The organism is Amycolatopsis sp. w19 (assembly GCF_051373225.1).
Taxonomy (GTDB): Bacteria; Actinomycetota; Actinomycetes; order Mycobacteriales; family Pseudonocardiaceae; genus Amycolatopsis; species Amycolatopsis japonica.
The window spans coordinates 180,276-205,271 of record NZ_JBPQFM010000012.1; the positions used below are offsets into that span (position 1 = coordinate 180,276).

A 24,996-nucleotide genomic window follows, 5' to 3' on the forward strand; every position below is an offset into this window, starting at 1 on the left:
ATTTAGTCCTCTGAATGCGGCGTTGAGAAAGCGCTTTCTGAACGGAGGTCACCGTGTTCCCGCTTCCTGGCGGTATCGGACTTTCCCATCTGTGCGCCTACGAATGGGAAGCCGCGGACGGGGTGTGCGGCGGCAGCCCGCATCTGCATCTCGCCTGCACCGAGGCCTACGTCGTCACCGGCGGACGCGGCGCGGTGCAGACGCTCGACGTCGGCGGCTACCGGGAGACCGAACTCGAAGCCGGTGTCGTCGCGTGGTTCGCGCCGGGCACCGTCCACCGGATGGTGCAACGCGACGACCTGCGGATCACCGTGCTCATGCAGAACAGCGGGTTGCCCGAAGCGGGTGACGCGGTGTTCACCTTCCCGCCGCCGGTTCTCGCCGACCCGGACGTGTACGCGAAGGCCGCCGCGATGCCCGTCGACGACGACGCGGCCCGTCGTCGCCGTGACCTCGCGATCGAGGGCTACCTGCCGATCCGGGACGCGCTCGTCGCGGGAGATCCCGGCCCGCTCAGGGAGTTCCATCGCGCAGCCGCCGCGTTGGTCGCGCCGAAGGTCGAGGCCTGGCTCCCGCGCTGGCGATCCGGTGCGCTGGCCGCCGCCGAGTTGACCGGCGAGCATTTGAGGGCGCTCGCGAACGGCGACGCGAGCCACTTGGAGCAGTCCGGCGTGCGGGTCGCCGGTCCGTCCGAAGAGGACGGTTACGGGATGTGCGGGAGGCGGACGGAGTACCGGATTGACATGTGACCATTTGGTCACCTATTTTGTCCTGCATGACCACTTCACGCAGGACACTCGTCACCGTGCTCGTCGCGGTCCTTCTCGGCGCGCTGTTCACCGTCGCGCCCGCGGCCGCCGGAGAACGCCGGCGGACCCACGAGGGCACCATCGACGGCGCCGATTACCTGGTCAAAGTGCCGAAACGCTGGAACGGCACGCTGGTGCTCTACAGCCACGGGCTCTACGTGGACCCGTGGGCGCCGAAGCAGATCATGCTGGCCACCAGACCCGAGACCGAGTCTTGGCTGCTGGACCAGGGTTACGCGCTGGCCGCGTCGAACTACAAGGGCACCTTCGGGCACGCGATCGAGGAGGCCTTGACCGACCAGATCGCGCTGCTCGATTGGTTCGAGGCCAACGTGGGCAAGCCGCGGCGGACCATCACGAGTGGAATGTCCATGGGCGCCGTGATCTCCCTGAAGCTGGCCGAGAACAACCCGGGCCGGTTCGACGGTGTCCTGGCGCAGTGCGGCGAGTACGACGCGCACGGCACGTGGAACAGCGCGCTGGACATGCTCTTCGCACTCAAGACGCTGCTGGCGCCGGACGCGGACATCGACCTGGTCCGGCCTCGTGACCCGGAGGCCTCGAAGGCGGCTCTCGAAGCGGTCGTCGCCGAAGCACAGAAGACCGACGCGGGCCGGGCGCGGATCGCGCTGGCCGGAGCGCTGGGCACCGTCCCGGGCTGGGCGCTCGCACACGAGCCGGAGCCGACGGCACTGGCCGACCGCCTCGCCCAGCAGGCGATGTGGGTCACCGGCGCCTACCTGTACGGCTACGGACCGGGCGCGCGTCCCGAAATCGAGCGCCGGGCAGGCGGGAACCCGTCGTCGAACACCGGGATCGACTACCGGCGTCAGCTCGCCCGGTCCACCGGTCTCGACCTGGTCCGGCAGGCCTACCGGACGGGCGGCGTGGATCTGGAAGCCGACCTGGACCGGCTCGCCGCGGCTCCGCGGATCTCGGCGGATCCGAAGGCGCAGGCGCACATGGAGCGCCACACCGTCGCGCGCGGCACCACTCCGTCGCCCGTGCTGACCACGCACACCACCGGTGACGGCGGCGCCGTGGCGGGACAGGCCCGCTGGTACGGCGACCAGGTCCGGCGCAACGGCGATCCCGCTCTGCTGCGGCAGACCTACGTCGCCCGGGGTGGTCACTGTTCGTTCAACGCGGCCGAGGAGATCGTCCTGCTGCGCACCCTGCTGTCCCGGGCGGAGACCGGCCGCTGGCCGTCCACCGAACCGCGCAGGCTCACCGCCGCCGCGAACGCGCTGGGGGACGGCTACCGGCTCGTGCCGGAGCTGTTCGACCCGAACGGCAAGGAGAAGGCGATGCCGCCGTCGTTCACGCGGTTCACCCCGGCGCCGCACCCGCGGCCGTCCAGCTAAGGGCCGCTCAGTCCTTGCCGCCCCCGCCGGAACTGGCCGACGGCGTGATGATGACGACGCGGTCGTCGCTCGAAACCGGGGAACCGCCGTCCTTGTTGACCGTCCCGGCGAGCGCGATCTGCGGGTTGACCATGCTCATCGCGGACAGCCTGCCGAAGGTCTTCGGCGGCTTGCCGACCTTGCCGTCCATGACGACGTTGGGCTTGCCGGTCACCGCCCCGTCCGGGGTGACCGGCAGGTTCTGCAGGTTGCCCGCGATGGACGTGGTGATCGAGAGATACCCGGTGGTGCCGACGAAATCCGCGCACCCCGCGACACCGGGTTTGTCGGTCCAGCTCCAGGCCGGCGTGGTCAGCGGCTGGCCACCGCGAAGCCGGTACAGGACGTCCTTGTCGGCCAGCCGGTCGGTGAGCCACACGCGGGAACCGGCCTGGTCGCGGCAGATCCCGCCGGGGGAGTGCACGCCGGTGGAGAAGACCGCGGAACCCGCCGTGGGATTGCCCGGCGCCGGTTTGCCGGAGGTGTCGATGCGCAGCACCTTCCCGGCCAGCGACGCCGGATCGGCCGCGAGCCCGGGGTTGCCCGCGTCGCCGGTGGCGACCAGGAGCGCGCCCTTGGCGTCGGTGCCGATCGCGCCGCGGTTGCCGGTGGCCCCCTTGGGGATCCCGGTCAGCACCGGTTTCGGCGCCTGGCCCTTCGCCAGGCGGACGACCCGGTTGTCGGTCGGCGTGGTGATGTAGGCGAAGACGAGCTGGTCTTCGGCGAAGCCCGGGGAGAGGGCGAGCGAGGTGAGGCCGCCGTCGCTGGAGCCGTCCACGGGGACGATCGCCCAGTCGGCCGGGTCCTTCTCCGCGGCGGCGAGCAGGATCCGGCCGCTTTTGCGTTCTCCGGCGAGCGCGCTGGGCGCGGTGCCGTCGCCGGGGATCGCGGCCACGGCGGCGACGGTGTCCAGGCAGGTCGCGATGACGGCCTTGTCGAAGTCCTTGCAGCCCTGCGGCGGCGGGACCGGCGTCGGTGCCTGGTTCGGCCCGTTTCCCCGGCCGGGGCCGGCGTCGCCCGCTTCACCGCCGGGCCCGATCTGCGGCGGGACCTCGGGGGACGGCGGGTTGACCGGGGTGAACTTCTGCCCGGCGGCGGTGTTGTCGAATTCGGCGCACCCGGAGAGCATCATCGCGCCGCAGGCCAGGATGGCCAGCGGCGCGGTCCATTTCCACCGGTACCGGGTACGCACGGGCCCAGCCTAGGCGGGCGTACGTGAGCCACGGGTAAGAGCTCCTCGATACCGTTGTGATCATGACTGTGACCGTTCTCGTGCCCGACGAAGAGGGAGTGGCCGCGCTTTCGGAGATCGAGGGCGTGCGTCCGGTGGTGTACCGCCGCGGGGAGCCGGTGCCCGCCGAAGCCGCCGAGGCCGAGGTCCTCGTGACCGGCGAGGGGCCCAGCGAGGAACTCTGGCGCGAACTGCCGAACGTCAAGCTCGTGCAGCTGCTGGCGGCGGGCGCCGAGGACTGGGTCGGCAAGGTGCCGGACGGCGTGCTGCTCTCGACCTGCCGCGGCGCGCACGGCGGAAGCTCGGCCGAGTGGGTCGTCGCGGTCCTCTTGACGATCTACCGGGACCTCGGCGGTTTCGCCGACGGCCACCGGCGGAAGCACTGGGAACGCCGGATCACCGACACCCTGCAGGGCAAGCGGGCACTCATCGTCGGCGCGGGCGACCTCGGCAGGCATCTGCGCCGTCGGCTGGAGACGTTCGACGTCCGCTGCACGATGGTGGGCGCGACGGCCCGCGAGGGCGTCCACGGCAACGACGAACTCCCCGGCCTGCTGGCCGAACACGACATCACCGTCCTGATGGTGCCGCTCACGCCGCATACGCGGGGCATGGTCGACGCGGGGTTCCTGGCCGCGATGCCGGACGGCGCGATCCTCGTCAACGTGTCGAGGGGCCCGGTCGTGGACACGGACGCGCTCGTCGCGGAACTCGCGTCGGGACGGCTGCGCGCCGCCCTCGACGTCACCGACCCGGAGCCCCTGCCCGAAGGGCACCCGCTGTGGGACGTGCCGGGACTGCTGCTGACACCGCATGTCGCGGGCGCCGTCAGCGGGCGGCGGCAGCGCGCCTACGCGGTGGTGGTCCGGGAACTGAGCCACTATCTGGGCGGGGAGCTGCCGAAGAACCTGGTCCACGGCGAATACTGAGCATCGTGGCGAATCTTCGTGTCGGGTGCGCGATGTGGACGCACAAGGCGTGGGCGGGCCGGTTCCTCCCGCGGTCGCTGCCCGCCGGGGAACGCCTGCGGGCCTACGCCGGCTGGTGCAACGCGGTCGAAGGCAACACGACCTTCTACGCGACCCCCGCGAGGGAAACCGTCGAGACGTGGGCGCGGCAGACCGGGCCCGGCTTCCGGTTCGTCGTCAAGCTGCCCAAGGTCGTCACGCACGAGAAGCGGCTCGCCGGTGTCGAGACCGAGATGCGGGCGTTCCTGGACGCGATCGAACCCCTCGGCGAACGGGCGGTCCTGTGGACCCAGCTGCCCGGCTCGTTCGGTCCGCCGGACGCCGAGGTTCTCGGTCGCTTCCTGCGCCGCCTCCCCGCCGGTCTCCGGCGCGCCGTGGAGGTGCGTCACCCGGCGTTCTACACCGAAGCGACCTCGCTGCTGGAGAGGACTCTCGCCGACGCGGGCGCCGAGTGGGTGCCGTTCGACACCGAGGTCTTCTTCGCGAGTCCGCCGATCAGCGAGGCCGAACAGGACGCCTGGGCGAAGAAGCCCCGGTTGCCGCGGCGGACGCGGGCGCTGACCGACCGGCCGATCGTCCGCTACCTGGGCCGGGACGCGACCGAGGAGACCGTCGCGGGATGGCGGCCGTGGACCGAGGTGGTCGCCGGATGGCTGCGCGAGGGCCGGTCGCCGACGGTCTTCGTGCACACCCCCGACAACGACGACGCACCGGCGCTCGCCCGCCGCTTCCACGACGACGTGCGTGCCTTGGTGCCCGGGCTCGACCCGCTGCCGGAGCCCGAACCGGTCGAGCCCGCGACCTTGTTCTGAGCCGCTCCGGCGGTTCGGTCGCCTGACGGGCCGGTTTCCCCTACCCTTCGCGCGTGAGCGATGACTATCAGACCAGCATGATCTCGGACGTGGCCGACGCCGACAGCGGCCCCGGCCCGGCGGAGACCAGGGGCGGGATCGATCTCGGTCTGCTCGTCCTGCGAGTGGTGCTCGGCGTGACGATGGGCGCGCACGGGCTCCAGCACCTCTTCGGTGCCTTCGGCGGCCCTGGGGTCGGCGGCTTCGCCAGGGCACTCGGCGACTTCGGCTACACCAGCCAGACCACGCTGCTTTCGTGGATCACCGGGATCAGCGAGGTGGTCGGCGGCGCGCTCGTGCTGGTGGGCCTGTTCACCCCGGTCGGCGCCGCCGCGCTGCTCGGCGTCTGCGCGAACATCGTCTACGTGAAGTTCGGCGGCGGGTTCTTCCAGAAGCAGGGGCAGGGCTTCGAGTTCGAGCTCCTGCTGGCCGCGGCCTCGCTGACCGTCCTGCTCGCGGGCTCCGGGCGGATCGCGCTGGACGTCAACACCCCGTGGCGGAAGCGGCCGCTTTCGTTCGGGCTGATCGGGTTGCTGCTGGCCGCGGCCGCCTCGGTCGTGGTGATCGTCCTCTGCCGCTGACCGCTCGCATTGAGAGGACTAAATGCGCTCGTTGCGCATTTAGTCCTCTGAATGCATGCTCGTGGCCTACTTGTTCGGGTCCCGGACGGCGCCGGTGTCGGCCGAAGTCGCCATCCGCGCGTAGGCCCGCAGCGCGGCGGTGACCTTCCGGTCCCGCGAGACCGGCTGCCACGGCCGCTCGCTCGCCTCCATCTTCGCGCGCCGCTCGGCGAGCACGTCCTCGTCGACGAGCAGTTCGAGCCGCCGCTCGTGGACGTCGAGCAGGATCCGGTCGCCGTTCTGGACCAGGCCGATCGCCCCGCCCGCGGCGGCCTCGGGCGAGATGTGCCCGACCGAGATGCCCGACGAGCCGCCGGAGAACCGGCCGTCGGTGATCAGTGCGCATTTCTTCCCCAGCCCCGAGCCCTTGAGGAACGCCGTCGGGTGCAGCATCTCCTGCATCCCCGGGCCGCCCGCCGGGCCTTCGTAGCGGATCACCAGCACCTCACCGGGCTGGATCTCCTTCTTGAGGATGGCCGAAACCGCCTCCTCCTGGCTTTCCAGCACCCGGGCCGGGCCCTCGAAATGCCACAGTTCCTCGTCGATGCCCGCCGACTTGATGACGGCGCCGTTCTCGGCGAGGTTGCCGCGCAGGATCGCGAGCCCGCCGTCCTTGGTGTAGGCGTGCTCGACGTCGTGGATGCAGCCGCCGGCGGCATCGGTGTCCAAAGAGGACCAACGGTTCTCGGTGGAGAACGCCTCCGTGGTGCGGACTCCGCCCGGAGCGGCGTGGAACAGTTCGATCGCCCGCTCCGACGGCTCCTTCGCCCGGATGTCCCAAGTGGACAGCCACGACTCCAGATCCGGCGAGTGCACGGAGTGGACGTCGGTGTTCAGCAGCCCGCCGCGGTGCAGTTCGCCGAGGATCGCCGGGATTCCGCCGGCGCGGTGGACGTCCTCCATGTGGTAGTCCGAGTTCGGCGCGACCTTCGACAGGCACGGCACGCGACGGCCGATGGCGTCGATGTCGTCGATCGTGAAGTCGACCTCGCCCTCCTGCGCGGCGGCGAGGATGTGCAGCACCGTGTTGGTCGAACCGCCCATCGCCATGTCGAGGGCCATCGCGTTCTCGAAAGCCTTCTTCGACGCGATCGAGCGCGGGAGCACGGACTCGTCGTCCTGCTCATACCAGCGCTTGCACAGCTCGACGACCGTGCGCCCGGCGTCTTCGAAGAGCGCCTTGCGGGCGGCGTGCGTGGCGAGTGTGGAGCCGTTGCCGGGCAGCGAGAGCCCGAGCGCCTCGGTGAGGCAGTTCATCGAGTTCGCGGTGAACATCCCCGAGCACGAACCACAGGTCGGGCAGGCCGAGCGCTCCACAATGGACAGCCCGTCCTCGTCGACCTCGCTGCTGGCCGACGCGGCGATCGCGGTGATGAGGTCGGTCGGCGCCTGCGCGACCCCGCCGACGACGACGGCCTTCCCGGCCTCCATCGGTCCACCGGAGACGAACACCACCGGGATGTTCAGCCGCATGGCGGCGTTCAGCATGCCCGGGGTGATCTTGTCGCAGTTGGAGATGCAGACCAGAGCGTCGGCCTGGTGCGCGTTCACCATGTACTCGACGGAGTCGGCGATGATCTCGCGCGAGGGCAGCGAGTAGAGCATCCCGCTGTGCCCCATGGCGATCCCGTCGTCGACGGCGATCGTGTGGAACTCGCGGGCGACACCGCCCGCCTCCTTCACCGCGTCCGCCACGATCTCGCCGAGGTCCTTGAGGTGCACGTGTCCCGGCACGAACTGGGTGTAGGAGTTCGCGATGGCGACGATCGGCTTGCCGAAGTCGCTGTCGGTCATTCCGGTGGCGCGCCAGAGCGAGCGCGCGCCCGCCGCGTTGCGGCCGTGGGTGGTGGTCCGGGAACGGAGTTGAGGCACGGCTGACTCCAAGGTTCGGGATGGGGACCAGGGCGAACGAGCGCCAAACTGGTCCTACCAATCCTACTCCCCGGAAGCGTCGCGCTTTTCCGGAGCCTCGGCCAGGTCGTCGGTCAGCCCGGAGGGATCGGCCATCCGGCCCGCGCTGACCAGCGAGATCACCGGAAGATGACGGGTGCGCACGGCAGGCAGGGCGACCTTGGTCTCGTCCTTCAGTACCGCCTGCACCTTCGCCTTGTCAGTGATGGCGAGGCCCTTGAGGGAGGTCCACGGCAGATCCTTCCGCCCGAACATCGTCCGTACCTCCAGTCCCTCGGCCGTCGCCGTCGTGCGGGTCCGGATGACGAACACCGCCAGCGCGATCGGGAAGAGGTAGAGCCACTGGAGATACGGCACGTCGCCGAACGCGACAGGCGTCACACAAACGACGAGGAAAGCGATCGCCAGCAATGCCGTGTTCGGGATTTTGAAGACGGCCTTGCGGTCCTCGTTCGCCTGTTCCCGCTGCTTTTCTTCTGCCACGTCAAAGATGGTGCACCGCCGCCTCCGTGGCCCCGAACGCGGGTCGCACCACGCGCCGAAGGTGTCCAGCATGCGGAATCGCCGTCCCGCAGAGTTGACACTCTTGACGGCGACCGGCTAGCTTCACTCTCGTGACAACGCAGACCGGCCTCGTACTTCCCAAGCGCGTCGACGCTTAGGGAAGTCTCCGCTGCGTCGACGCGCGACCCTCGTGCGACCACTCCGGTCGGCGGGGGTTTTTTGTTGCCTGGATAGAGTTTCACTGCCGAACCAGCCAATGAATACCCGAACGAGTGACTAGACAAGACGAGGCAAACAGCGATGACTAGTGCCACCTCGCGAGCTGATGCGAACTCCGGTACCTCCGGTGCCCGACCCAAGCCGGCGCCGCCCGCCGGGACCCCGGTGCGGGTCACGGGCGCGCAGTCGCTCGTCCGCTCGCTCGAGGCGGTGGGCGCGGAGGTCGTGTTCGGTATTCCCGGCGGCACCATTCTCCCGGCGTACGACCCGCTGCTCGACTCGACGAAGGTCCGCCACGTCCTGGTCCGTCACGAACAGGGCGCCGGCCACGCCGCCACCGGGTACGCGCAGGCGACCGGCAAGGTCGGGGTGTGCATGGCCACCTCCGGTCCCGGCGCGACCAACCTGGTCACCCCCCTGGCCGACGCGAACATGGACTCGGTGCCGGTCGTCGCCATCACCGGCCAGCAGTCCCGCGCGCTGATCGGCACGGACGCCTTCCAGGAAGCCGACATCTGCGGCATCACGATGCCGATCACCAAGCACAACTTCCTGGTCACCGACCCGGCGGACATCCCGCGCACCATCGCGGAGGCGTTCCACCTCGCCTCGACCGGCCGTCCCGGCCCGGTCCTGGTGGACATCCCCAAGGACGTCCTGCAGGAGATGACCTCCTTCTCCTGGCCGACGGAGCTGCGGCTGCCGGGCTACCGGCCCACGCTGCGCCCGCACGGCAAGCAGGTCCGCGAGGCCGCGCGGCTGATCAGCAAGTCGCGGCGCCCGGTCCTCTACGTCGGCGGCGGCGTGGTCAAGGCCGACGCGTCGCGCCAGCTGATGGAACTGGCCGAACTGACCGGCATCCCCGTCGTCACCACGCTGATGGCGCGCGGCGCGTTCCCCGATTCGCACCCGCAGCACCTCGGCATGCCGGGGATGCACGGTTCGGTCGCCGCGGTCGCCGCGATGCAGCGGGCGGATCTGCTGATCGCCCTCGGCGCCCGCTTCGACGACCGCGTCACCGGGCAGCTGTCCTCGTTCGCGCCGGACGCCGCCATCGTCCACGCCGACATCGACCCGGCCGAGATCTCCAAGAACCGCAAGGCGGACGTGCCGATCGTCGGCGACTGCGCGGAGATCATCACCGAGCTGATCGAGGCCGTCCGCGCCGAGACCGACAAGTCCGCGAAGCCGGACCTGAAGGACTGGTGGACGCAGGCGAGCGCCTGGCGCGACGACTACCCGGCCGGGTACGAGTGGCCCGAGGACGGGACGCTGTCCCCGCAGTACGTCATCGAGCGCATCGGTTCGCTCGTCGGCCCGGACGCGGTCTACACCGCGGGCGTCGGCCAGCACCAGATGTGGGCCGCGCAGTTCGTGAAGTACGAGAACCCGCGCACCTGGATCAACTCGGGCGGCCTCGGCACGATGGGCTTCGCCGTCCCCGCCGCGATGGGCGCCAAGTTCGGCGTGCCGGACAAGCAGGTCTGGGCCATCGACGGCGACGGCTGTTTCCAGATGACGAACCAGGAACTGGCCACCTGCGCCATCGAAGGCGCGCCGATCAAGGTCGCCGTCATCAACAACGGCAACCTGGGCATGGTCCGCCAGTGGCAGAACCTCTTCTACTCCGAGCGGTACTCCAACACCGATCTCGGTACCCACAAGCACCGCATCCCCGACTTCACCCTCCTCGCGGAGGCGCTCGGCTGCGCCGGGCTCCGCTGCGAGACCAAGGAGGACGTCGACGCCACCATCCGGCGCGCCATGGAGATCAACGACCGCCCCGTCGTGATCGATTTCGTGGTGGGGAAGGATGCCCAGGTGTGGCCCATGGTGGCCGCGGGCACCGGTAACGACGAAATCATGGCCGTGCGCGGGATCCGCCCGCTCTTCGACGACGACGAAGTCGCCGCCGAGGCGGAAATCAACGCCGCCGCAGAAGGAGACGCCCGATGAGCGTGCACACCCTGAGCGTTCTGGTCGAGAACAAGCCCGGTGTCCTCGCGCGGGTTTCCGGACTGTTCTCCCGGCGTGGTTTCAACATCGAATCCCTCGCCGTCGGGCCCACGGAGAACCCCGAGGTGTCCCGGATGACGATCGTGGTCGCCGTTGAAGAGCTACCGCTCGAACAGGTGACCAAACAGCTCAACAAGCTGGTCAACGTCATCAAGATCGTGGAATTGGAAAAGTCCACAGCCGTGCAGCGTGAACTGCTGCTCGTGAAGGTCCGGGCCGACAACACCGTGCGCAGCCAGGTCCTCGAAACAGTGCAGTTGTTCCGCGCGAAGGTGGTGGACGTGTCTCCCGAGGCGCTCACCGTCGAAGCCACCGGGACCTCGGACAAGATCGGTGCCCTGCTCCGGATGCTGGAGCCCTATGGCATCCGTGAACTGGTCCAGTCCGGCATGGTCGCGGTCGGCCGGGGCTCCCGCTCGATCACCGCCACCTCCGCCCGATAACTTTGTTTGTAAGTCAGGAAAGGAAGTAGTACCCCTCATGGCAGTGGAAATCTTTTACGACGACGACGCGGACCTTTCGATCATCCAGGGTCGCAAGGTCGCCGTGATCGGCTACGGCAGCCAGGGCCACGCGCACTCGCTGAGCCTGCGCGACTCCGGCGTCGACGTCCGCATCGGCCTGCCCGAGGGCTCGAAGTCGCGGGCCAAGGCCGAGGAGCAGGGTCTCCGCGTGCTCACCCCGGCCGAGGCCAGCGCCGAAGCCGACCTGATCATGATCCTCGCGCCGGACACGAAGCAGCGCTTCATCTACGAGCAGGACATCGCGCCGAACCTCAAGGACGGCGACGCGCTCTTCTTCGGTCACGGCTTCAACATCCGCTACGACCTCATCAAGCCGCCGTCGAACGTGGACGTCGCCATGGTCGCCCCGAAGGGCCCGGGCCACCTGGTCCGCCGCCAGTTCGTCGACGGCAAGGGCGTCCCGGCGCTCATCGCGGTCGAGCAGGACGCCTCCGGCAACGCGCAGGCGCTCGCGCTCTCCTACGCGGCCGCCATCGGTGGCGCCCGCGCCGGTGTCATCAAGACGACCTTCACCGAGGAGACCGAGACCGACCTCTTCGGCGAGCAGGCCGTGCTCTGCGGTGGCGCCTCCGCGCTGGTGCAGACCGGTTTCGAGGTGCTCACCGAGGCCGGCTACGCCCCGGAGATCGCCTACTTCGAGGTGCTGCACGAGCTGAAGCTGATCGTCGACCTCATGTACGAGGGCGGCATCGCGCGCCAGCGCTACTCGATCTCCGACACCGCCGAGTACGGCGACCTGACCCGCGGCCCGCGCGTCATCTCGCCGGCGGTCAAGGAAGAGATGAAGAAGATCCTCGGCGAGATCCAGGACGGCACGTTCGCCCGCGAATGGGTCGCCGAAGACGAGGCCGGGCGGCCGAACTTCACCAAGCTCGAGGAGCAGGGCAACCAGCACCCGATCGAGGAGACCGGCAAGAAGCTGCGCGACCTGATGTCGTGGGTGGACCGGCCGATCACCGAAACCGCCTAGTTGTGGGCTGAAGGGGCCCTTCACCGCATGCGATGCGGTGAAGGGCCCCTTCGTTTTGCATATCGGAAAGCGATAGCGTGGACACCATGAGTGAGCAGCCGGTGGACGACAAGGCGCATATCCGGCCCGATCTGGACTTGAGTGACGCGGTGTGGATCCGGGGCGAACCGGAAGGCGCGAACCTCAAGGACGCCGTCGAGTACGCGCTGGTGCCGCACGCCGACGGGGTCACCTACACCGCGATGCGCCGGGTCGTCGAACCCGACGGGCATCTGCTCGTGTTCACGCCTACTGAATGGGACGCGTTCCTGAAAGGCGTCCGGGACGGCGAATTCGACCTGCCTGCCTAGAGCTGGGAGATCAGCTCGTCGAGCCGGCCGGTCGCGGCCGCGATGGCGAGATGGTCGACGTAGTCCCGTGATTCGACGATCAGCCCGTCCCGCACCCGCAGCACGAAGATGTTCGAAACGCGGAATTCCGCGCTGCCGCCCGCCGTTCCCTGGTAGTCGAACTCGCCGATCACGACCTCGGGGTCGAGGGTCTCGTGGATCGCCAGATCCCGGACCTGGAACCGGACCGCGCCCCGCTCGCCGAACTTGAAATGCTTACGCAGGTCTTCCCTCGACTTCAGGGTCTCCGACCCGGGCAGAAACGGGTGCGTGACCTGGGTTTCCTCGGCGTAGAGCTCCGGCAATCCTGACCAGTCGCCGTCCGCGACACCGTAGGCGAGCCGCTCGAAAACGCCGCGCGGGCTCTTCGGATCCGCCGTCGGCGCGGGGCGCGGCGGCACCGGTGTGAGCTCGCGCTCCGCGGTTTCGAAGCCCTTCTTCAGATTTTCCAGGCCATTCTGTGCCGCGATGAGCGGCAGGTAGTCGTGGTAGTCGCGTGAATGGACGATGAGCCCGTCGCGCACGCGGAGCAGCTGGATGTTGGCGATGTCGAAGGACTTCCCGGTGTCCAGCGCCTCGCCGACATTGCGGTACTCGGCGACGATCACCTCCGGGTCGGTTGTCCCGTGAATCAGGACATCCGCCCTGTCCATGCGCACGTTCAGGCCGCCGCCGAAGTTCTTCCGTAGGGTCTCGCGGCCCTCGTACCTGGACGGAACCGGTGGTCGCTGCGGGTTTTCGACGACGGCGTCTTCGGCGTAGAGCGCGAAAATCTCGTCCCAGCGCCGGGCGGTGATGCGTTCGGAAAGCGCGTTGAAGACGTCGCGGGGTGTGGTCATGAAGGTCTCCCAGCAGGACATAAACGGAGTCTGTAGTCCGCCTTTGACGATACGGACTACAGACTCCACTTGTCCACCGGTCATTCCACGACGGAGAGCACGACCTTCCCCGTGGTCTTGCCCGCCGCCACGAGTTCTTGGGCCTTCGCGGCCTCTTCCAGCGGGAACACCGTGTCGATGGTCGGCTTGAGCCGCCCGCTGTCGACGAGTTCTGTCAGCGCGAGCAGACCGGTGCGGTCCGGTTCGGCGAGGGTGAACCCGGCGGTGACTCCGGCGGCCTCGGCCAGTTCCGGCATCCGCTCGTCGTTCGTGCGGGTGAGCTGGACGAGCCTGCCGCCGCGGCGCAGCGTCTTGAGTGACCGGGGCCCGTACTCCAGGCCGATCGTGTCTAGGACGACGTCGACGTCGCGGACCTCCTCGGCGAAATCCGTCGTGCGGTAGTCGATGAGTTCGTCCGCGCCGAGACCGCGGAGGAACTCGTGTTTGGCCGCGCTGGCCGTCCCGATCACGTACGCGCCGCGCGCCTTGGCGATCTGGACCGCGAGATGCCCGACGCCGCCCGCCGCCGCGTGGATCAGGACCCGTTGCCCTGGCCGGATATCCGCCGTGTCGACGAGGCTCTGCCAGACGGTCAGTCCCGCGAGCGGGAGCGCGGCCGCGTGCACATGGTCCAAAGTGGACGGCTTGCGCGCGAAGTGACGGCTCGGCGCGGCGACGTATTCGGAGTACGCGCCCGCCTGGAACGGGAACGACGGCATGCCGAAGACCTCGTCGCCGGGGGAGAACAGGGAAGCGCCCGCGCCGACCTCCTCGACCACGCCGGACACGTCCCAGCCGAGGATGAACGGCGGATCGCCCATCGGGCCGATGCCGCCGGTCTCGCGGGTCTTCCAGTCGACCGGGTTGACGCCGGCGGCGTGCACCCGGACCAGGATCTGGGTCGGGCCCGGGGTGGGTCTCTCGACGTCAACGAGTTCGAGGACTTCGGGGCCGCCCAGGCGGTTTTGGCTGATCGCTCGCATGGGTCCATTGTTCGGCGAGCGTCGTACTTTCGGCGAGGGTCCGGCGGGCCAGGGGGCGTCAGGATCGGGACACGCTATCGCGGATGTCATGAAAGTGCCGTTCCTGACGTTTTTCGTCCTGAACGGCCCTTTCATGACACTCGGGGGACCGGCGGCAGTGCCATGAAAGGTCCTTTCCTTGCGAAATTTGCAAGGAAAGGACCTTTCATGGCGTTCGGGGCAGGGGCGGGCGCGGCCGGTCGGGCGCCTCCGCGACCGTCCCGCCCGTCGCGGGGTTGCGAAAGCCACTTTCGCAACCTTCAACGTTGCGAAAGTGGCTTTCGCAACACCTACGGCGGGGGACTTTCGCAGGTCGGTCTCAGGGCTCAGGCGCCCCGCAGCACCGCCAGGATCTCGGTCTGCCCGAAGTGCTCGGCCCACCCCAAGGCCGACGACGAGTACAGCGAATCCTCCAGCGAAGGATCTGCTCCGACGTCGAGCAACGCCCGCACGGCGTCCACATGCCCGCCCTGCACGGCCAAGTGCAGTGCAGTGACACCCTCCCCATGCGAAAGCCCGCCGAACGTCCCCCGGTGGTCGACCGAAGCACCCAGCTCCGCCAAGGCCTTGATCGCCGAAGCCTTCCCTTGGGCGGCGGCCCACGTCAGCGCCGTGCCCCGGTAGACGTCGGCGTCCACGCGGGCACCCCGCTCCACCAGGGTGCGCACAGCTGAGGACCGGTCGTTCCGCGCGGCCCACGAAAGCGCCTCGTCGACGATCTCGGCCGGATCCTCGCTCGGCCGCCATTCCGGGAAACCGCTGTGCGGCCGGTGGAATTCGCGATGCGCGCCCGCCGCGGGGGCGAGCGTGCCGTCCGGCGCGAGCAGTTCGTCGAGCAGGTCGGCCCGGCCGAGCCCCGCCGCCACCCGGAGGTTGCCGGGCGCGAGGCTGCGCGAAGCCAGCAGCTCCGCGGCCTCCCGATGGCCCCAGAACAGCGCGACCACCAGCGGTGTCCCGCCGTCGCCCCGGGCCGGGACGTCGATGGGGGCGCCCGCGTCGAGCAGCATCGTGACCAGCAGCGGCAGCCCGACGTACCCGGCCTGGTGCAACGCCGTCCAGCCGTGCACGTTGGCGGACGCCGGATCGGCGCCGTGGTCGAGCAGGATGCGGCACAGCCGCTCGTCGCAGGTCGCGGCGGCCATACCGAGCAGATCGTTCCCGTTCTTCCCGTGCGCGTGGACGAGGGTGGGCAGGTCGCCGATCAGGCGCGCGAGCCCTGCCAGGTCTCGCGCGTCGATCAGTTCCCGTGCGTTCTCGAAGGCGAGCTCAGCCGGTGACGTCACGCTCCCGCACGCTACCCCCGACCCCCGACAGAACCCGCCATTCGGCCAGCGGGATCCGCTCGTCCCCGGTCAGGACCTGCAGGCAGACATGGTCGGCCCCGGCGTCCAGGTGCGCCTGGACCCGCGCGGAGATCTCGTCCTCCCCGACGGCGACCAGCGCGTCCACCAGCTTGTCGGAGCCGTAGTCCGCCTCGGTGAACCCGAACCGCCGCAGATTCGCCCGATGGTGGGCCGCCAGCTCCAGGTACATCGACACGTGCCGCCGCGCGATCTCCCGGTCCGATCCCAGCACGACGGCCTGCTCGACGGCGAGGAATGACGAGGGCCCGATGGCCTCCCGCGCCAGCGCGGTGTGCTCTACGGGGACGAAGTACGAATGCGCCCCATCGGTGCGTTCCGCGGCCAGGGCGAGCATCTTCGGTCCCAGCGCGGCCAGCAGACGCCGGCGCAGGGAGTCCGGTGTGGACAGTTCGGTCCGGTCCATTTCGTCGAGGTAGCCGCGCATCCCTTCCAGTGGTTTCGCGCCCGGAAGGTGCCCGCCGAGGCCGAGGACGAACCGGCCGGGATACGCCTCGGCGAGGGTTCGTTCGGCGGCGGCCGCCGCGACGGGTGCCCGATGCGAGAACCGCGCGATGCCGGTGGCGACGGTCATCCGCGAGGTCGCCGCGAGCAGCAGACCCGCCTGCGTGAACGCCTCCCGGCCCAGGTACTCCCCGAACCACAACGTGTCGTAGCCGAGCTCCTCGACTTCCGCGGCCGCCTCGCGGACTTCGCCGATTTCCTTGCCGTCGAAAGAAAACGTCCAGATGCCGACGCTCATCGGGTCACCGCCGTCAAGGCGGGGGCGAGCCGTTCCAGCTGGTCCACGATGGACGTGAGATCGTCCCCGACCGGATTGACGAGCACGGTGTCCGCTCCGGCGTCGACGAGTTCCTCGATCCGCCCGGCGATCCGCTCCTCGTCGCCCCACGCGGTCAGCCCGTCCACGAGCCGGTCGCTGACGTCGTCGATGTCCGCGTCGGTGTAGCCGAGCCGCTTCCAGCCCTTGAAATAGTGCGGGATGCCGTACTGCTTCATCAGCCCGATGTCCCTCGCCACGCTCTTCCGCGCCTGTTCGCGGTCGCCGAGCAGAACGGAATGGGTGGGGATGAGCAGCTTGTCCCGGCCGAGGATTTCGCGCGAGTACGGCGTGTGCTCGAAGGGCTGGGCGAACGGATGCGCCCCGTCCGTGAGGTCCCGCGCGAGTTCGAGCATTTTCGGCCCGACGGCGGCCAGGACCCGCGGGAAGGGGACGGGGGAAGGGAATTCCTCCGCCGCCGCGGCCATGGCCGTGAGGTAGTCACGGGTCTGGTCGAGCGGCCGGTAGTCCGAGCCCGCCTTCGCCGCCTGATAGGAGTGGCCGATCCCGACGCCGAGCACGAAGCGGCCGGGGAACGCCTGCGCGAGTGTGCGCCCGCCACTGTGGGCGGTGTACGCGGGCCGCGACCAGATGTTCGCGATCCCGGTGCCGACCACCACTCGCTCGGTGGCCGCGAGGGTGATGGCGCTGTAGGCGAACAGCTCCCGGTTGCCGGGCCCCTCTCCACCCCAGACGGTGCGGTAACCCAGCTCTTCCAGGCGCCGGATCGCCCGCCGTTCTTCGTCGGGTGTCGGCGTGAACATGCCGACCGGCAGCCAGACACCCACCGGGCCCAGCCGCTCCCGGGTTTCTTCGATCAGGTCCATCACAGTCTCCCCAGCTAACATGAGGCAGCCTCCGCTTACGTCGTCCGACTATACGGAGGCTGCCTCCGATTTGTCGAGACTAGGCTTTGGAGCGCGATGGACACCGAGAAGAAGCCGCTGCGGGCGGACGCCCGGCGCAACTACGAGCGCCTCCTCGAAGAGGCGAGGCGCGCCTTCGCCGCGAACGGCGTCGAGGCGTCGCTGGAGGAGATCGCGCGCCGGGCCGGAGTCGGGATCGGAACGCTCTACCGGCACTTCCCGACGAGGGAAGCGCTGGTCGAGACGGTGTTGCGCGAGGGGTTCGACGCGCAGGCCGAGGCGGCTCGCGAACTGCTGGACTCCCCGGAGCCGGTGGAGGCGTTGAAGGCATGGTTCGCCGGGATGGGTGAACAGTCGGCGCGCTACCGGGGGCTGCCCGAGCTGATGGTCGACGTCCTCAACGACGAGACCTCGCCGCTGTACGCCTCCTGCCACGCCATGCGTGACCAGGTGTCCCAACTGGTGGAAAGGGCGAAGGCCTCGGGGGAGCTCCGGGCCGACGTCACAGTGCACGAATTACTGGTGCTGCTGCACGCGCTTTCCTGGGCCAGCGAACACCTTTCGGGTGACAAGGGCCTCGAACGGCTCCTCGATCTCGTTTTCGCGGGATTACGGGCGAGTTAACAATCCCCTGTCACCAGGTCTAAACTGCGGCGCAACCGGGCACAACGGCGTGACCGTCAACAGTGAGTCGCAGGCACAGACCAGATAGTGGGAGCCGTATCGTGACCAAGCCGAACAAGCCCGTCGTCCTCATCGCCGAGAAGCTCGCGCCCTCCGTGTTGAGCGTCTTCTCCGACGAGGTCGAGGTCCAGCATGTGGACGGCACGGACCGCCCCGCGCTGCTCGAAGCCGTGAAGACGGCGGACGCGCTGCTCGTGCGGTCCGCGACGAAGGTCGACGCCGAGGTCCTCGGCGCCACCACCTCGCTCAAGGTCGTCGCCCGCGCCGGCGTCGGGCTGGACAACGTCGAGGTCCCCGCCGCCACCGAACGCGGTGTGCTGGTGGTCAACGCGCCGACCTCGAACATCGTCTCCGCCGCCGAGCACGCCGTCGCGCTGCTGCTCGCCGTCGCCCGCCGGGTCCCGGCCGCGGACCAGAGCCTCCAGGGCGGCGCGTGGAAGCGCAGCGCCTACTCCGGCGTCGAGATCCAGGGCAAGACCATCGGTGTGGTCGGCCTCGGCAAGATCGGCCAGCTGTTCGCGCAGCGGCTCGCCGCGTTCGACACCAAGATCATCGCGTACGACCCCTACGTCTCGGCCGCCCGCGCCGCGCAGCTCGGCATCGAGCTGGTCACGCTGGACGAGCTGCTGGAGCGCGCCGACGCGATCTCCATCCACCTGCCGAAGACGCCGGAGACCAAGGGCCTCATCGGCGCCGAGGCGCTCAAGAAGACCAAGCAGGGCGTCATCATCGTCAACGCCGCGCGCGGTGGCCTCATCGATGAGCAGGCGCTGGCGGACGCGGTCAGCTCCGGCCACGTCGGCGGTGCCGGTATCGACGTGTTCGTCACCGAGCCCACCACCGAGAGCCCGCTGTTCGGCCTGCCGAACGTCGTCGTCACCCCGCACCTGGGCGCGTCGACCGCCGAGGCGCAGGACCGCGCCGGCACCGACGTCGCGAAGTCCGTGCTGCTCGCGCTGCGCGGCGACTTCGTGCCGGACGCGGTGAACGTCGCGGGCGGCGGCACGGTCGGCGAGCACGTCCGGCCGTACCTCTCGCTCACCCAGAAGCTCGGCACCGTGCTGACCGCGCTGAACCCGAAGGCCCCGGCCTCGGTCACCGTCGTGGTCAAGGGCGAGCTGGCCGCCGAGGACGTCAGCGTGCTGCCGCTCGCGGCCGAGCGCGGCGTGTTCTCCGGCGTCGTCGAGGACCAGGTCACCTTCGTGAACGCGCCGCGCGTCGCCGAAGAACTGGGCGTCCAGGTCGAACTGGTCACCGAGACCGAAAGCCCCAAATTCCGCAGCCTGGTCACCGTCCGCGCGGTCCACGCCGACGGCACGACCCTTTCGGTGTCCGGTTCGGTCACCGGCAAGGACGAGGTCGAGAAGCTGGTCGAGGTCAACGGCCGTCACTTCGACCTGCGCGCCGAGGGCAACGTGATGCTGCTCGAGTACCCGGACCGCCCGGGCATCATGGGCCGCGTCGGCACGCTGCTCGGCGAGGCCGGCCTCAACATCGAGGCCGCGCAGATCAGCCAGACCACCGACGGCGCGGACGCGGTGATGCTGCTGCGTGTCGACCGGTCCGTCGACTCGCACCTGCTGGAGCCGATCGGCGCCACCGTCGGCGCGCACACGATCCGCGCGGTCAACTTCGGCTGACCTGCGGGAATCGCACTGACGAAAGCCGCGTCCACGGACGCGGCTTTCGTTATGTGCCAACAAGTTGTTTGCGCTCTTCGCAAGTAGTCGACCACGCGCGAAGAGCAAGATTCAATAACGGTGAAAAATGCCTACTGAAGTCGGGCTGGTCCCCGGATAGGTTCTTCCGGCGAGGCCGAACCATCGCGCCGTCAAGGGCACGGCGCGGCGCCGGGGCTCACCGTCGGGGGTGTGTTCGAGCGGCAGGCAGGTTCCGAGTCGAGGCCTCGAGTGAGGGCACTTACTCATGAACAGATCCCGCGTACCCCGATGGGCCATCCGCTCATCGGCCGCGGTCTTCGCCGCGTTGCTCGCGACGTCCGTGACCGGGGCGACCGCAGCCGCGCAGGATGTCCCCCTCGCGGACGGTGTCACGCCGGCGAAGATCGACCGTAACGGATTCCAGGGGAAGGTCGAGCCGAAGCTCAAGGCCGCCCAAGGGCAGATCACCGCCTTCGTCGAGCTGGCCAAGCAGCCCGCCGTCGACGCCTTCAACGCCGAGCAGAACAAGGGCGCGGGCAAGGAGAAGGCGAAGAAGGCCGCGAAGGACGCCAAGGCCGCCGCGGCCGCGACGGTGAACTCCGTCGTCGGTCAGCTCAAGGCCGCCGACGCCGGCACCCAGCTGGTCACCCAGACCGCCAACGCGGTCGCCGGCGCGGTCGTCACGGCCGACGCGGCGAAGATCCGCGAGCTGGCGAAGCGGCCGGACGTCGTCTCGGTCAAGAAGGTGGTCCCCAAGACCCGCACCAACTCCAGCGCGGTCCAGCTGACCAACACGCTCGCGTCGTGGCAGCAGACCGGCCGCTACGGCGACGGCATCCGCGTCGGCGTGATCGACGACGGCATCGACTACACCCACGCCGACTTCGGCGGCCCGGGCACGGCCGAGGCCTACAACGCGATCAACCGCGACCAGGCCACCCCGGCCTTCCCGACCGACAAGGTCGTCGGCGGTATCGACCTGGTCGGCGACGCCTACGACTCGGGCAGCGACGACCCGGCCCTCAAGACCCCGAAGCCGGACCCCAACCCGCTCGCCTGCGGCCACCACGGCACGCACGTCGCGGGCACGGTCGCCGGTTTCGGTGTCGACGAAGCGGGCAAGACCTTCACGGGCGACTACAAGAAGCTCAACAAGAAGAAGATCGAAGCGATGCAGATCGGCCCGGGCACCGCGCCCAAGGCCCTGCTGTACGCGATCAAGGTCTTCGGCTGCGACGGCTCGACCAACGTCACCTCGCAGGCGCTCGACTGGTCGCTCGACCCGGACGGCGACGGCGACTTCACCGACCACCTCGACGTGGTGAACCTGTCGCTGGGCGGCGACTTCGCCACCCCGGACGACCCGGACTCGCTGTTCGTGCGCAAGATCGCCGCGAACAACGTCGTCCCGGTGTTCTCCGCGGGCAACGGCGGCGACCTCAACGACGTCGGTGGCGCGCCGGGCAACACGCCCGAGGCGCTGACCGTCGCCAGCAGCCGTGACGCGTCCGTCCTCCGCGACGCCGTCGAAGCCGTCGCTCCCGACGGCGTCAAGGGCGCGAAGACCGGCCAGTTCAGCCAGAACTACGCGACCTACGACACGCTCGACGTCACCGCGCCGGTGGTCACGCTGTCGGCCGACAACGCCGCCGGCTGCAAGCCGTACTCCGACGCCGACAAGGCCAAGGCCGCGGGCAAGATCGTGTTCCTCGAATGGGACGACAACGACGCGACCCGCGCCTGCGGTTCGGGCGCCCGTTCGAACAACGCGCAGGCGGCCGGTGCCAAGGGCGCGCTGTTCTCCTCGACGCTGGAGCACTTCTCGGCGGGTATCGCGGGCAACGCGGCCCTGCCGACGTTCCAGCTGACCGGCAGCGCGACCGCTTCGGTCCGCCCGGCGGTGGCCGCGGGCACGCTGCAGATCCGGATGACCGGCAAGGGCCGCGTGTCCGTGCCGACCACCGATCAGTCCATTGTGGACACCCCGAGCTCGTTCACCTCGCGTGGCGGGCGCGGCCCGGCCGTCAAGCCGGACGTCGCGGCGCCCGGTGACTCGATCTCGTCGGCGCTGGCCGGCAGCGGAGCGGGCCGCCTGGTCATCTCCGGGACGTCGATGGCGGCTCCGCACACCTCGGGTATCACCGCCCTGATCCGTCAGGCGCACCCGGACTGGTCGGTCGAGGAGGTCAAGGCCTCGGTCATCAACACCGCCGGCCACGACATCCACGACGCTTCGGGCCGGGTCTACGGTCCGCAGCGCGTCGGCAGCGGCCGGATCGACGCGAAGGCCGCGCTGGACAACCAGGTCCTGGCCTACGTCGTCGACAACCCCGGCTTCGTCTCGGTCAACTTCGGCGTCGTCGAAGCGGGCGGTCCGGTCACCCTGACCAAGACGGTCAAGGTCGTCAACAAGGGCATCAAGCCGGTCGAGTACTCGGTGGGCTACGAAGCCGTGAACTCGCTCCCCGGTGTCGAGTACACAGTGGACAAGCCGACGGTGAAGCTGAGCCCGCGCGGTATCGCGCTGGTGAAGGTGACCCTGAAGATCGCCGACCCCAAGGCGCTCCGCAAGGTCATGGACCCGACCATGGCGGCCACGCAGGTCGGCCTCGCCCGGCAGTTCGTGGCGGACGCCTCCGGCCGGATCGCGTTCACCCCGAAGAGCGGCACGACCGTTCCGCTGCGGCTCTCGGTGTACTCCGCGCCGAAGCCGGTCTCGTCCATCAACACCCCGGGCAACGTCAACTTCGGTGCCGGCCAGAACCAGGCCGTGCTGAACCTGACCGGCAAGGGCGTGGACCAGGGCTCCGGTGCGCAGCGGTACCGCTCGCTGATCAGCGTGCTCGAACTGCAGGCGGAATCCCCGCAGCTGCCCGAGTGCGACGGCGACGTCACCACCGACTGCACGCTGAATCAGACCGCCAAGGGCGCCGACCTGCGCTACATCGGCGCGGCGTCGACCGCTCCGCTGGCCAAGGCGCAGGGTGAGCCGGAGAACGCGCTGCTGGCCTTCGGTCTCACCACCTGGAGCGACCTGGCCAACCTGGGCAGCAACACCTCGCCGTTCGTGGACATCGACACCACGGGCGACGGGCAGCCGGACTTCGAGACCTATGTGACCAAGGTTACGTCGACCGACGTCCTCGTGGCGGTCACCGTGGCCCTGAAGCCGGGCTTCCCGCAGGTGGACATCCAGCCGATCAACGGCCAGCTCGGCGACGTCGACACGAACGTGTACGACACCAACGTCGTCGTGCTGCCGGTGAGCATCGCCGCGCTGGGGATCGACCCCAACGCCGCGTCGCACAAGATCAGCTACACGGTCGGGACCTCCGGGTTCTACGCGGCACCGGGTGCGGACTCGTCGACGATCGACTACGTCGGCACGCCGCTTTCGTTCGACGCCTTGGCTCCCGCGTACACGGTCCAGGGCGGCGGCGACTCCGCGCTGGGCTACGTCGCGAAGCCGGGCACGGCGCTGGTGGTCAACCGCAACGCGGCCGCGCAGGACACCGTGCTGGGCCTGCTGGCGATCGAGCACCACAACGCCTCGGGCAACCGGGCGAACGTGGTGAAGATCCAGACGAACGCGGGTGGTGGCAACACGGGTGTCGACCGGCCGGGCAACGGCGGGCGGCACACCGGACGTCAGCCGATCGGTGTGGGCTGACGCGATAGTGCGATAACCGGCGTTCGATGAGGTGAGGGACGCCCTGGCGGCATGCTTTGCGCCAGGGCGTCCCTTCTTGTTTTCACTCTTTCGGCTGTCTCGCTCTGTGGGAGGTTCCGGCATAAGGGTGGTGCGGCTACGGCTACCGGGCTACGGCCGGTAACCTTCCGCTGCTGGCGTTTTCTTGCGGATGGGCCATCCGGACTGCCGGTGGCCTGGTCTACGGAGGTGTGTGGATGCGGCTCGCGGTGATCCCAGGAGACGGGATCGGGCCCGAAGTGGTCTCCGAGGCGCTCAAGGTGCTCGGTGAGGTCGTACCGACGGCGGAGATCACGAACTACGACCTCGGCGCCGCCCGGTGGCACTCCACCGGCGAGCTGCTCCCGGAGTCGGTACTCGGTGAACTCCGTCAGCACGACGCGATCCTGCTGGGCGCGGTGGGCGACCCGACGGTGCCGAGCGGCATCCTGGAGCGTGGCCTGTTGCTGCGGCTCAGGTTCGAACTCGACCACCACGTGAACCTGCGCCCCGCCCGGCTGTACCCGGGTGTGCGCGGACCGCTCGCCGAGGCGGGCGAGATCGACATGGTCGTCGTGCGTGAAGGCACCGAAGGCCCGTACGCGGGCAACGGTGGCCTGCTGCGCAAGGACACCGAGAACGAGATCGCGACGGAGGTCAGCGTCAACACGGCGTTCGGCGTCCGGCGCGTGGTGACCGACGCGTTCAACCGGGCCGAGGCGCGGCCCCGCAAGCACCTGACGCTCCTGCACAAGACGAACGTGCTGGAGTACGCGGGCTCGCTGTGGTCGCGGATCGTCGAAGAGGTCTCGCTGGAGCACCCGGAGGTGACGGTCGCCTATTCCCATGTGGACGCCGCGACCATCCACCTGGTGACCGACCCGTCCCGGTTCGACGTCGTGGTGACGGACAACCTGTTCGGCGACATCATCACCGACCTGGCGGCCGCCGTGACCGGCGGCATCGGGCTGGCGGCGAGCGGGAACCTCGACATCACCCGGCGGAACCCGAGCATGTTCGAGCCGGTGCACGGCAGCGCGCCGGACATCGCCGGCCAGGGTCTCGCCGACCCGACCGCCGCGGTGCTCTCGGTCTCGTTGCTGCTGGACCACTTGGGACAGAAGGAAGCGGCGCGGCGGATCGAGGCCTCGGTGGCCTTCGACCTCGCGACCCGCGACCAGGCGTCGCCCGGTGCGACGCACGCGATCGGTGACCGGCTGGCGGCCCTGGTGTCGTCGAACGTGCGCCCGGTCACTCAGTAGTAGCTCTGGGACGAAGGGGCCCTTCACCGCATGTCACGCGGTGAAGGGCCCCTTTGTCACGTTGGCGACCTGGGAGTGTGTTGCGAAAGCCACTTTCGCAACCTTCAACGTTGCGAAAGTGGCTTTCGCAACGCCTGCCACCCGGGAATGTGTCCCGAAGTGTGGAACCTTTCGCCCGGCCTGTGGACGCCCGGCGAAGCGTGTGCCATGATGCGTCCGTGACCTCCTGCACCATCATTATCGCCGAGCGCGCCGGATAACAGCTCCACAAGAGCCCCCGGCGCGCAACCTCTCGCACCCATGCGGGAGGTTTTTTTGTTGCCTGAACACGCTTTGCCA

At 69.3% G+C, this 24,996-nt stretch carries 21 protein-coding genes; 13 read left to right on the top strand and 8 right to left on the bottom strand.

Annotated features, from left to right (window positions below; all coding sequences use genetic code 11):
- Positions 1-53: 53 nt before the first annotated feature.
- A complete protein-coding gene (locus ACSMFO_RS23750; protein ID WP_436460547.1) occupies positions 54-749 on the top strand; it encodes a cupin in 696 nt (231 codons plus the stop codon).
- A 26-nt stretch (positions 750-775) separates the two neighbouring features.
- Positions 776-2,173 (top strand): alpha/beta hydrolase family protein, encoded by a 1,398-nt coding sequence (locus ACSMFO_RS23755; RefSeq protein WP_436460548.1) that lies wholly within the window; start codon positions 776-778, stop codon positions 2,171-2,173.
- A 7-nt stretch (positions 2,174-2,180) separates the two neighbouring features.
- Here ACSMFO_RS23755 and ACSMFO_RS23760 read toward each other — a convergent pair whose 3' ends face one another.
- Entirely contained in the window at positions 2,181-3,404 is a 1,224-nt protein-coding gene (locus ACSMFO_RS23760; RefSeq protein ID WP_436460549.1) for a PQQ-dependent sugar dehydrogenase, read from the bottom strand.
- Positions 3,405-3,466: 62 nt separating this feature from the next.
- On the opposite strand from ACSMFO_RS23760, the gene ACSMFO_RS23765 reads away from it, so the two are divergent.
- From ACSMFO_RS23765 to ACSMFO_RS23775, 3 genes are all read left to right on the top strand, one after another.
- A complete protein-coding gene (locus ACSMFO_RS23765) occupies positions 3,467-4,372 on the top strand; it encodes a 2-hydroxyacid dehydrogenase (RefSeq protein WP_436460550.1) in 906 nt (301 codons plus the stop codon).
- 32 nt (positions 4,373-4,404) lie between these two features.
- Positions 4,405-5,223 carry a DUF72 domain-containing protein gene (locus ACSMFO_RS23770; protein WP_436460591.1) on the top strand — a complete coding sequence of 273 codons (819 nt, stop codon included), beginning with the start codon at positions 4,405-4,407 and terminating at the stop codon, positions 5,221-5,223.
- Between the two features lie 77 nt (positions 5,224-5,300).
- On the top strand, positions 5,301-5,843 hold the full coding sequence (locus ACSMFO_RS23775; RefSeq protein WP_436460592.1) for a DoxX family protein: 543 nt from the start codon (positions 5,301-5,303) through the stop codon (positions 5,841-5,843).
- 66 nt (positions 5,844-5,909) lie between these two features.
- On the opposite strand, the gene ilvD is transcribed toward ACSMFO_RS23775, so the two are convergent.
- Both ilvD and ACSMFO_RS23785 read right to left on the bottom strand, forming a co-directional pair.
- Positions 5,910-7,754 (bottom strand): dihydroxy-acid dehydratase, encoded by a 1,845-nt coding sequence (ilvD, locus tag ACSMFO_RS23780; RefSeq protein WP_360085256.1) that lies wholly within the window; start codon positions 7,752-7,754, stop codon positions 5,910-5,912.
- Positions 7,755-7,817: 63 nt separating this feature from the next.
- Positions 7,818-8,276 carry a PH domain-containing protein gene (locus tag ACSMFO_RS23785; RefSeq protein WP_436460551.1) on the bottom strand — a complete coding sequence of 153 codons (459 nt, stop codon included), beginning with the start codon at positions 8,274-8,276 and terminating at the stop codon, positions 7,818-7,820.
- Between the two features lie 405 nt (positions 8,277-8,681).
- Between ACSMFO_RS23785 and ACSMFO_RS23790 the strand changes: the two genes are divergently transcribed.
- From ACSMFO_RS23790 to ACSMFO_RS23805, 4 genes are all read left to right on the top strand, one after another.
- Entirely contained in the window at positions 8,682-10,472 is a 1,791-nt protein-coding gene (locus tag ACSMFO_RS23790) for an acetolactate synthase large subunit (RefSeq protein WP_435826444.1), read from the top strand.
- The gene (gene ilvN / locus ACSMFO_RS23795) at positions 10,469-10,975 is read left to right on the top strand and encodes an acetolactate synthase small subunit (protein WP_005162051.1); all 507 of its coding nucleotides are present in this window, start codon (positions 10,469-10,471) and stop codon (positions 10,973-10,975) included. Before ACSMFO_RS23790 ends, ilvN begins: the two co-directional genes overlap by 4 nt.
- A 37-nt stretch (positions 10,976-11,012) precedes the next feature.
- Positions 11,013-12,026 (top strand): ketol-acid reductoisomerase, encoded by a 1,014-nt coding sequence (gene ilvC / locus ACSMFO_RS23800; RefSeq protein WP_016336537.1) that lies wholly within the window; start codon positions 11,013-11,015, stop codon positions 12,024-12,026.
- An 86-nt stretch (positions 12,027-12,112) separates the two neighbouring features.
- Entirely contained in the window at positions 12,113-12,376 is a 264-nt protein-coding gene (locus ACSMFO_RS23805; protein WP_038522647.1) for a DUF397 domain-containing protein, read from the top strand.
- On the opposite strand, the gene ACSMFO_RS23810 is transcribed toward ACSMFO_RS23805, so the two are convergent.
- The 5 genes from ACSMFO_RS23810 to ACSMFO_RS23830 all read right to left on the bottom strand — a co-directional run bounded on the left by ACSMFO_RS23810 (position 12,373) and on the right by ACSMFO_RS23830 (position 17,323).
- Positions 12,373-13,254 carry a nuclear transport factor 2 family protein gene (locus ACSMFO_RS23810; RefSeq protein ID WP_436460552.1) on the bottom strand — a complete coding sequence of 294 codons (882 nt, stop codon included), beginning with the start codon at positions 13,252-13,254 and terminating at the stop codon, positions 12,373-12,375. The two genes, ACSMFO_RS23805 and ACSMFO_RS23810, sit on opposite strands and share 4 nt — an antisense overlap.
- An 80-nt stretch (positions 13,255-13,334) precedes the next feature.
- Complete coding sequence (locus ACSMFO_RS23815) at positions 13,335-14,276, bottom strand: NADP-dependent oxidoreductase (protein WP_436460553.1); 942 nt, start codon at positions 14,274-14,276, stop codon at positions 13,335-13,337.
- Positions 14,277-14,641: 365 nt separating this feature from the next.
- Positions 14,642-15,598: an ankyrin repeat domain-containing protein gene (locus ACSMFO_RS23820; RefSeq protein ID WP_436460554.1), complete on the bottom strand. Its 957-nt coding sequence runs from the start codon at positions 15,596-15,598 to the stop codon at positions 14,642-14,644.
- Positions 15,582-16,418, bottom strand: a complete 837-nt coding sequence (locus ACSMFO_RS23825) for a TIGR03620 family F420-dependent LLM class oxidoreductase (RefSeq protein ID WP_436460555.1) — start codon at positions 16,416-16,418, stop codon at positions 15,582-15,584. The genes ACSMFO_RS23820 and ACSMFO_RS23825 overlap by 17 nt, the downstream gene beginning before the upstream one ends.
- Positions 16,415-17,323: a TIGR03620 family F420-dependent LLM class oxidoreductase gene (locus tag ACSMFO_RS23830; protein ID WP_436460556.1), complete on the bottom strand. Its 909-nt coding sequence runs from the start codon at positions 17,321-17,323 to the stop codon at positions 16,415-16,417. The genes ACSMFO_RS23825 and ACSMFO_RS23830 overlap by 4 nt, the downstream gene beginning before the upstream one ends.
- A 96-nt stretch (positions 17,324-17,419) precedes the next feature.
- Between ACSMFO_RS23830 and ACSMFO_RS23835 the strand changes: the two genes are divergently transcribed.
- The 4 genes from ACSMFO_RS23835 (at position 17,420) to ACSMFO_RS23850 (ending at position 24,657) form a co-directional block, all read left to right on the top strand.
- Complete coding sequence (locus ACSMFO_RS23835) at positions 17,420-17,986, top strand: TetR/AcrR family transcriptional regulator (protein ID WP_436460557.1); 567 nt, start codon at positions 17,420-17,422, stop codon at positions 17,984-17,986.
- 101 nt (positions 17,987-18,087) lie between these two features.
- A complete protein-coding gene (gene serA, locus ACSMFO_RS23840) occupies positions 18,088-19,686 on the top strand; it encodes a phosphoglycerate dehydrogenase (RefSeq protein ID WP_436460558.1) in 1,599 nt (532 codons plus the stop codon).
- A 286-nt stretch (positions 19,687-19,972) separates the two neighbouring features.
- Positions 19,973-23,377, top strand: a complete 3,405-nt coding sequence (locus ACSMFO_RS23845) for a S8 family serine peptidase (protein ID WP_436460559.1) — start codon at positions 19,973-19,975, stop codon at positions 23,375-23,377.
- A 236-nt stretch (positions 23,378-23,613) separates the two neighbouring features.
- On the top strand, positions 23,614-24,657 hold the full coding sequence (locus tag ACSMFO_RS23850) for a 3-isopropylmalate dehydrogenase (RefSeq protein ID WP_007031599.1): 1,044 nt from the start codon (positions 23,614-23,616) through the stop codon (positions 24,655-24,657).
- Positions 24,658-24,996 lie beyond the last annotated feature (339 nt).